6 protein-coding genes are annotated in these 6,246 nt (G+C 42.4%); 5 read left to right on the top strand and 1 reads right to left on the bottom strand.

The window, feature by feature from the left end; translation table 11 throughout:
* The first annotated feature begins 474 nt into the window (after nucleotides 1–474).
* From BV372_RS16100 to BV372_RS16080, 5 genes are read left to right on the top strand one after another with little or no spacing between them, the layout of a single operon-like run.
* Entirely contained in the window at nucleotides 475–1,635 is a 1,161-nt protein-coding gene (locus BV372_RS16100; RefSeq protein WP_086687507.1) for a branched-chain amino acid ABC transporter permease, read from the top strand.
* Between the two features lie 18 nt (nucleotides 1,636–1,653).
* Nucleotides 1,654–2,775, top strand: coding sequence for an urea ABC transporter permease subunit UrtC (gene urtC / locus BV372_RS16095; RefSeq protein ID WP_086687506.1), 1,122 nt, complete (start codon nucleotides 1,654–1,656; stop codon nucleotides 2,773–2,775).
* The gene (urtD, locus tag BV372_RS16090) at nucleotides 2,750–3,496 is read left to right on the top strand and encodes an urea ABC transporter ATP-binding protein UrtD (RefSeq protein ID WP_086687505.1); all 747 of its coding nucleotides are present in this window, start codon (nucleotides 2,750–2,752) and stop codon (nucleotides 3,494–3,496) included. The genes urtC and urtD overlap by 26 nt, the downstream gene beginning before the upstream one ends.
* A gap of 14 nt (nucleotides 3,497–3,510) precedes the next feature.
* Complete coding sequence (gene urtE, locus BV372_RS16085; RefSeq protein WP_086687504.1) at nucleotides 3,511–4,209, top strand: urea ABC transporter ATP-binding subunit UrtE; 699 nt, start codon at nucleotides 3,511–3,513, stop codon at nucleotides 4,207–4,209.
* Nucleotides 4,210–4,264: 55 nt separating this feature from the next.
* Complete coding sequence (locus tag BV372_RS16080; protein ID WP_086687503.1) at nucleotides 4,265–4,720, top strand: DUF3592 domain-containing protein; 456 nt, start codon at nucleotides 4,265–4,267, stop codon at nucleotides 4,718–4,720.
* Between the two features lie 83 nt (nucleotides 4,721–4,803).
* Here the strand turns inward: BV372_RS16080 and BV372_RS16075 are convergent, their stop codons facing one another.
* Nucleotides 4,804–6,153 carry a DEAD/DEAH box helicase gene (locus BV372_RS16075; protein WP_086687502.1) on the bottom strand — a complete coding sequence of 450 codons (1,350 nt, stop codon included), beginning with the start codon at nucleotides 6,151–6,153 and terminating at the stop codon, nucleotides 4,804–4,806.
* Nucleotides 6,154–6,246: the final 93 nt, after the last annotated feature.

Here is a 6,246-nt window from a genome sequence, read left to right as displayed (position 1 = left end):
CCTAAAGTTGTGCATTAGATTTATTTATTGGAAGGCGCTAAAGCGCAACTACAAACATTTCTTATTGCAACATTTTAGCTGAAACAGTCCAGTAGTGGCGTGGCAAGCCTAAAGTTGTGCATTAGATTTATTTATTGGAAGGCGCTAAAGCGCAACTACAAACATTTTTTATTGCAACATTTTAGCCTTGCCACGCCAGTAGGGTGCGTTATAGCTAAGCGCAACGCACCATTCATCTCAGTGTGTTACGGCAAAATTATTTATTGCTCAATACGGTTCAGTTAAGGATAGATTGAGTTATCAGAAATCAAATCAATTGATTAAACTTGATTGATCGGCGGTTAATTATTCTTATCTGAAGCGTATTGATTTATTGCTGCTATCTTTAGTAAGTTAAGCCGTAAAATATTATCATACTCAATTTCTTGACAAATAACTAATAACAATAAGCTGAGATTTCTTGGAGAAAAAGAAGTGTTAACAATTTTATTAGAAGCTGTATTTAATGGTATCAGCATTGGCGCTGTATTATTAATAGCAGCGTTAGGATTAGCCATTATATTTGGCTTAATGGGCGTCATTAATATGGCGCATGGTGAATTAATGATGTTTGGTGCTTATGCAACATTTGTCGTCCAAAATGGTTGCAAACAATTGGGCGGGCTGTGGTTTGAAATTTATATCTTTTTGGCTTTAATAATTGCTTTTATTTTCACGGCGGCTGTAGGCTTAATTCTCGAAAGAGGCGTGATTCGTTATCTTTATGGACGCCCTCTAGAAACTCTACTAGCAACTTGGGGAGTAAGTTTGATTTTTCAGCAGTTTGTCCGTAGCGTAAATTGGGTTTTGGTAATTGGAATAGTCCTGTTTTCTCTGTTATTTTTTGGAAGTTTATGGATTTTAAATTCTCGCACAAATCTGGAGAGAATTCGTAATTGGGTTACAGCAGTAATATTATTGCTATCTTTCTTGATGACAGTATCAATTTGCAACTTATTGAGTCAAACCTATCAGCAAGCAGTGACTCAACCTTGGTTTGGTGCTCAAAATGTGGATGTCACAGCGCCTAGTTGGTTACAGGATGGAATATCTCTAGGTGGTGTGCAATTACCATTTGCCAGGTTATTTATTATTGGTTTGACAATAATCTGCGTAGCAGGAATTTACCTATTTTTACAACATTCTAACTGGGGATTAAGAATTCGGGCGGTTACGCAAAACCGTAGTATGAGTGCTTGTTTAGGGATTCCAACTCAAAAAGTTGATGCCATCACTTTTGCATTGGGTTCTGGTTTAGCTGGTGTGGCTGGATGTGCCATTAGTTTACTTGGTTCCGTAGGCCCCAATACCGGGCAAAATTATATTATCGACACTTTTATGGTGGTTGTTGTCGGCGGTGTAGGCAATTTATTAGGTACGATTGTATCTGCTTTGGCAATTGGTACAGCTAACTTTTTAATTGGTTCTGGTACTCTGACTTCGTTATTTACTCATGTCAAACCTTTAGCAGATTTCTTTACTTTTTTTGCCACAGCAAGTATGGCTAAGGTGATGGTATTTGTGCTGATTATTGTGTTTTTACAGTGGAAGCCTGCGGGAATTTTTCCGCAAAAAGGTCGTACTGTTGATGTTTAAACCATAGAGGCGCAGAGAATGAGCAAGAAGGGAGGAAGGTTAATATTAATTGAATTTGGGGTGGTGGTGGCGATCGCACTTATCCTCATATTGATTATGCCAGTGGTACTTACACAGTTTCGGCTGAATTTGTTGGGCAGATTTTTGTCGCTGGCTATTGTGGCTTTGGGTATTGATTTGATTTGGGGATACACTGGGTTACTCAGTTTAGGACATGGCATTTTCTTTGGCTTGGGCGGATATGCGATCGCTATGAACTTGAAGCTGCAAGTCCCCCCTGGCGAGTTACCTGATTTCATGGGGCTTTATGGGATTACGGAATTGCCTTGGTTTTGGCAACCTTTCTATTCTTTTCCTGTAGCCATAATTGCTGTGTTCATGATTCCAGCTTTACTAGCTGGTTTATTAGGATATTTAGTATTTCGCAATCGCCTCAAGGGAGTTTATTTTTCTATTTTGACTCAAGCTGCAATTATTGTATTTTTTAACTTTTTTAACGGTCAACAACAACTTTTCAACGGTACGAATGGACTTATAGATTTCACAACTTTGTTTGGTGCAACAGTCAGTGATGCCAAAACGCAATTCATTTTCTACACCCTGACAGTAGTGTTGCTTGCAGCCACATACGGAATTTGTCGCTGGTTAACAAGCGGACGCTTTGGCAGATTATTGATAGCTATTCGTGATGATGAAAGCCGGGTAAGATTTTCTGGATACGACCCTACAGATTTTAAAGTAGTGGTCTTTGCAGTTTCTGGTGCGATCGCAGGTATAGCAGGAGCATTCTACACCCTGCAAAGTGGTTCTGTATCACCTAGATCAATGGATATTGCTTTTTCGATTGAAATGGTGATTTGGGTAGCTGTAGGCGGACGAGGGACATTAATCGGGGCGATTGTTGGGGCTTTGTTAGTTAATTACGCTCGTGCTTTTTTAAGCGAACAATTTGCGGAAATTTGGCTATTTTTCCAAGGAGCATTATTGTTAATAGTCGTGACGGTGCTTCCTGATGGCATAGTGGGATGGTTACGTCATCAAAACATTCCTATTTTCAACCGCCCTCAACCAATTTCTACATATCCCAGTTTAGAAGAAGATGCCGAAGTAGAACATGAACGCCAAAATATTGGAAACTGAAAACGTAACTGTGAGTTTTGATGGTTTTAAGGCTCTCAATCAACTGAAATTTAGTATGGAAGTTGGTGAATTGCGGGTGGTAATTGGCCCCAACGGTGCGGGAAAGACCACGTTTCTTGATGTGATTACGGGGAAAGTGCAACCAACTGTGGGGCGAGTCCTATTTAAAGGAAAAAACTTACGTTCTCTGCCTGAACATCAAATTGCGCGGTTGGGAATTGGCCGCAAGTTTCAAACACCTAGAATTTTCCTAAACTTAACGCCCCGAGAAAATCTAGAAATTACCAGCAACCACAATAAAAATGTTTTTTCTACTTTGTTTGGGCGTTCTCATGCTACGGAAAGCAATAGTATTAAAGGCTTATTAGAAACTATCGGTTTAACTTCTAAAGCAGACATCCCCGCCGCTTTGTTATCCCACGGAGAAAAACAACGTTTAGAAATTGGAATGTTAGTAGCACAGTCCCCTGATTTATTACTTGTTGATGAACCAGTGGCGGGTTTAACAGATGAAGAAACTTATAATATCGGCGAACTGCTTTTAACACTAGCCCAGAGTCATTCAATTTTAGTTATTGAACATGATATGGAATTTGTGCGTCAAATTGCCCGGAAAGTAACAGTTTTACATGAAGGTTCGGTGCTGTGCGAAGGCAGTTTTGAGGAAGTTCAAAATGACACCCGCGTTATTGAAGTATATCTGGGACAACAACACGAATAAATCGTCAAAAATCAATGCTCACAATTTCTGACCTTAACGTTTACTACGGTGAAAGCCATATTCTCCGCAACGTAGATTTGAGCGTATCATCTGGGCAAATGGTCTGCTTAATTGGACGCAATGGTGTAGGTAAAACAACTCTGCTTAAAACAATTATGGGTTTACTTAAACCCCGCAGCGGCACAATTAACTTTGCAGGGACATTAATCAACTCTAAATCTCCAGATCAAAGAGCAAAAATGGGAATTGGTTATGTTCCCCAAGGACGAGAAATCATTCCCCGTTTGACAGTTAAAGAAAATCTGCTGTTGGGGTTAGAAGCTAGACAGAAACAGGCACAAAAAGCAGGAATTTCTGAGGAAATTTTTAGCTTATTTCCTGTGTTGAAAACAATGCTTTCGCGAATGGGCGGTGATTTGAGTGGTGGACAGCAACAACAACTGGCGATCGCTCGTGCTTTAATGGGGCAACCTCAATTACTCGTATTAGATGAACCCACCGAAGGTATTCAACCCTCAATTATTTGGGAAATTGAAGCCGCAGTCCGTCGCATTGTTGAAACCACAGGCATTTCTGTTTTATTGGTAGAGCAACACTTGCACTTCGTTCGTCAAGCTGATTACTATTACGCCATGCAAAAAGGCGGTATTGTTGCCTCTGGTTCAACCAACGAACTCAGTCAGGATGTTATTCAAAGGTTCTTGGCAGTTTGATGTTTGGGATTTTCATCTCAATTGTGTCTGCTCCTAGCAAAATAAAAAAAATTCTATGGACGATTCAAAGTTCTTTCTGGTATTTGGTTCTATATTTGCTGGTATTGGCAGTATATTTGCTGTCACAGGCATCATATTTGTAATTAATACTCATTCTTTTGTTGGCACAGCAGAATCAATACAAGGAACTGTAATTGATTTAAAGCTACGTTCCTCAACTGATAGTAAGGGTCGCTCTTCTTCTGTTTACTATCCAGTTGTTAAATTTACTCCAAGTTCTGGTGAACCAACTATATTTGAATCCAGTACAGGCAGTAAGCCACCAGCATTTAGTAAAGGTCAACAGGTAGAAGTTCTCTACAACCCTGAAAAACCAAATTCTGCCATGATTAATTCTTGGCTTGAGCTATGGTTTTTACCTGCAATGTTTACTGGTATGGGGTCAATTTTCGTATTGATTGGAGGAGTTGTACTAGTTAAATCTTTTCGGAAGCCGGCAAGTTTTAAGTAGAAATGGCATCAGTTCCCACTGAAGGTTATTCCGTCAAAGAGTGGGTGGAGATAGGAACTGAGCCAATATTTAATACTGATAGATCAGCGATCGCGTTTAGCCCAACGGCGTGATGTGGAGGAACCACTACCGGACTTTTTGCCACCAGCTACGGTTGGCGCTGCCAATTTTTTAGGCGTTTTCTTTGGTAACGGTTCAGCAGTAGAGCGATCTGTCCGCTGGTCACTTCCAGTTGTGGGTTTATCTTTACGACCACTTGGCATTGGTTCGGGCTTGGTCTGGGGGTTGGCTCCAAAGCTAGCGATCGCTTCAAAGGGCAAGCGCTGTTTAATCAGTTTTTCGATATCAGCCAACAACGAATATTCATCGACGCTTACCAGCGATACAGCTTCACCTGACGCGCCAGCACGCCCAGTGCGACCAATACGATGAACATAATCCTCCGGTACATTGGGGAGATCGAAATTGACCACATGGGGCAGTTCGCTAATGTCGAGACCGCGAGCGGCAATATCGGTTGCTACTAGTACCTGTAGGCTGCCGTTCTTGAATTTTGCCAGAGCATGGGTACGCGCCGACTGGCTCTTATTACCGTGGATAGCCAGTGCTTGAATGCGGTCCTCGCCCAACTGCTTGACCAATCTATCTGCACCGTATTTAGTGCGGGTGAACACTAACACTTGATACCAATTATCTTTCCGTATCAGGTGAGCAAGTAATTGGCGCTTCCTATCACGGTCTACCTTGTATACTTTCTGCGCCACTGTATCAGCAGTAACATTGCGGCGTGCCACCTCAATCATCGTTGGGCGATTGAGCAGCCCGGCGGCGAGTTCCTTGATTTTGTCGGAAAAGGTCGCGAAGAATAGCAAATTTTGTCGTTGTTTGGGCAGGAGCGACAGAATGCGGCGAATATCACGAATAAAGCCCATGTCCAACATGCGATCTGCTTCATCCAGTACTAACACCTCAATCTGCGACAGGTTCACCGTGCCCTGCTGCACGTGGTCTAGCAGTCGCCCTGGGGTAGCAACCAGAATATCCACACGATTCTTCAAACGCTGTTTTTGCTGACTAATGCTGACCCCACCGAACATGACCATTGAGTTCAGTTTCAGGTACTTGCCATAGGCAAACACGCTTTCTTCCACCTGTGCGGCGAGTTCACGAGTTGGGGTAAGAATCAACGCCCGAATCGGTGGGCATCCATTACCAGATGTGCCTTTAATGCTGTTTTCGGATGACAAGCGATGCAGCAGCGGCAGGGTGAAACTGGCAGTCTTTCCCGTACCAGTTTGAGCACCAGCTAGCAAATCGCCACCCGACAATACAGCAGGAATCGCCTGCATCTGAATTGGCGTGGGTTGAGTGTAGCCTCGCTCGGTGACAGCGCGGATAATTTCAGGGGACAAGCCGAGAGTAGAAAAAGACATAAAACTCCAGAAATAACATCGGCCTGTCGCCACTGGCGGCATCAGTCTTAGGCGGACGGATGGTTTGAAGAGATAGAAGGCAGTAAGCGCCAA

This window comes from Nostoc sp. T09, assembly GCF_002154695.1.
Classification (GTDB): Bacteria; Cyanobacteriota; Cyanobacteriia; order Cyanobacteriales; family Nostocaceae; genus Aulosira.
The sequence above is the reverse complement of the archived record's forward strand: the minus strand, read 5'-3'. Positions and strand labels throughout refer to the sequence as shown.